Genomic DNA, 2439 nt, shown 5'->3' on the forward strand with positions numbered 1-2439 from the left:
ACTATTGACCGCAGACGGGACCTATTCGGCCCCTCCCGTGCCGAGCCGCAACAGTCCAGTTAGTCGGCGTTTGCAACGGGAGTCCGGGGTGTCGCCTCGTGCGTGATTGTGCTTTCTTGCACGGACTGGACGATCAGACGGCCCTTATCTCGCGAATGATTTGGGAGACTGAGTGACTATGTCTCAGATCGTGCCGTGGTGAGTTGCGATTGTTGGTCTCGGAGAATATCGCTGTCGAACTTCCCGATACGATACTTCAATAAGAAGTGATCAGCGTTCTCTGGAGGAGATGAAAATTCCGATAGCTGCTATGAGCACTAACACTGTCACCGCAATACCACCCAGGTACACTGGGTTTGAGGGGGTAGAATTAATAATAAAAAGCAATAAAATAAACGCCGATCCGATGATGACGCTAGTTATTGCTCGGGTATCCGGGTTATACAGGTTACTTATCACTTCGACGATACCAGACATTATTCCATATCTGTACCGAGACATATTAAATATTGTGGAGGGTTCTTAATTCTCAATTTTCTGAAGTTATACGTGGTGAATTTTCGTTCGATTCTGTCATCAATTAGTTGCCATCACTAATCCGTATCCACCTCCAATAAGTGTCACGAGGACTGCCGCTAGAAAATATGTGCCACTGTACCCTGTGGTATTGTGGTAATAGCCATTAAACAGGAATCCGAGAATTAGGACTGCCGAGATAACCATCACGATCCACCAATTGTCAATTGAAAAAGTGTATGAAGGCATGTTTTTCAATAACAAAAGGGGGCGATTTAGTGGCTAGTGGTAATTACTGTGGATTGATACCAGGTACACCGATAACGTTAGGGAGGAAGAAAACAATCTTGACGCCACTACCCTCGGCGTTATTATCAATTATCTGCCAACCTGCGGCAAGGACAATAGCAGCGCACTCGGAAACTACAGCAGCGGGGACATTCCCTGTAGCAGCTGTGATGACTGCGGCGATCTGAGAGACTGCAGCGCCAGCAATGAGTAAATCAACGAGGTCTCGGGTGTTACAGTGGTCAAGCTTGAATGTGTGCTTGTAGCCGTTGTATTGTGGTTTACTGTTATATCCATTCTGTCCAGCACATGATGCCATCGTAGAAAGGGTTGGGACCTTCTCAACGACCACTTTCCATCCTCCATTACGAAGTCAACCTTACCATCACGCTTGGTCTGGTTCATCCCCTTGACTGCCTCCAGGATGTACTCCTCATCCTTGGGACCGTGGTACTCAAGGAACCCTTCACTATTGATGACGTATCCCTCTTCTCCTTTTTCACTTGGCTTGGCTGCTGCAGTTCCTGAGGCTAACAAGCCAGTAAGTCCAAGCCCACCGAGACCTGCTGCAGTTCGAACAACATTTCTGCGTGTATAATTGCTTCTGAATTCGTCTTTTCCATTTGCAATCAATAAATGAACGATTAGCATATAAATATTACCAATTTAGTATAGTAATAAGATAGTTGATAACACCTTTTGTTCTTTCTTCAGATTTTGAGTTGAAATCTCCTTCATGTACTCAGAAATAGTCAATTGAATAAACAAATTGTCATATGTATCAAAAATAAATAAATACTCTGATGATTCTTGTTTATGAATCCATACCGTTTCAAGAAGGTATTAACAGTTGAAAATATCAACAAAATGGTTGCCTCGTCGCTTCATCTTTGTAGAGAAACATGCAACCTATCGACTGCAAACTCACTCAGACACTCAAGAACAGTCGTTGCAGACAAATCTAATCAGACCTCAGAATTCTGAATCGCCTATTTGCCTAGAGAAACGTGAAGCCTACCGGCCTTGCGCGTAGCTGAGGTGAGCCATCGCTCTCGAACGCGAGTGAGTAGAACGTGTCCATCGCCCCCGTTCGTCGGAGATCATGCATTCCGAGGTTGTGCCAGCGGTCATCGTCGAAATCGTCGGCTAGCTGCTCGCGCGCCTCGACGATCCAGTCTCGGAGTGACCGCGTCGAGACGTCGATGACCGACTCGTCGATGCGAAGGCGTGCTGCTGACTTCAGGTACTTCACGCGCTCGCGGAGACTTCGCGAGACCGGCGTGTCCCGAGTGCCGGTCTTCCCGTCGGGAATCGTGAGTCGCCACTTCCCGTTGTCGTTGAGCGGCTGGAAGTGTCGCGGCTCGACGTTCCGGACTTCATCACTGCGGAGACCGTGGAGTGCGAGGTCGAGGGCGATGCGTCGACGCAGGTACTCATCCTCAACGAGCGAGAGAAGTTTGTCCTGCTCGTCGCGGGAGAGTCACAGTCGCTTTCCTGACTTCGATGGATAGGGACGTTCCTGCATGGTTCCGGTTCTGGTAGGTAGCTCTGTTTTCCGGAACCTTAGCTAGTTGGTCGGTTCGATCTCGGGTGAAAACAGGCCGATTTGGTGACTTCGACGCGCCGGAGGTTACG

4 protein-coding genes are annotated in these 2439 nt (G+C 48.3%); 1 reads left to right on the top strand and 3 read right to left on the bottom strand.

What is annotated here, in order from left to right:
• Positions 1-270: 270 nt before the first annotated feature.
• From QT222_RS02345 to QT222_RS02355, 3 genes are all read right to left on the bottom strand, one after another.
• Complete coding sequence (locus tag QT222_RS02345; protein ID WP_491476179.1) at positions 271-477, bottom strand: hypothetical protein; 207 nt, start codon at positions 475-477, stop codon at positions 271-273.
• Between the two features lie 462 nt (positions 478-939).
• Positions 940-1455, bottom strand: a complete 516-nt coding sequence (locus QT222_RS02350; RefSeq protein WP_491476180.1) for a hypothetical protein — start codon at positions 1453-1455, stop codon at positions 940-942.
• A gap of 346 nt (positions 1456-1801) precedes the next feature.
• Entirely contained in the window at positions 1802-2056 is a 255-nt protein-coding gene (locus tag QT222_RS02355) for a hypothetical protein (RefSeq protein ID WP_491476181.1), read from the bottom strand.
• Positions 2057-2155: 99 nt separating this feature from the next.
• On the opposite strand from QT222_RS02355, the gene QT222_RS02360 reads away from it, so the two are divergent.
• Positions 2156-2302 (top strand): hypothetical protein, encoded by a 147-nt coding sequence (locus QT222_RS02360; protein WP_491476182.1) that lies wholly within the window; start codon positions 2156-2158, stop codon positions 2300-2302.
• The last annotated feature ends 137 nt before the right edge of the window (positions 2303-2439 follow it).

Source organism: Haloferax sp. s1 (assembly GCF_058382125.1).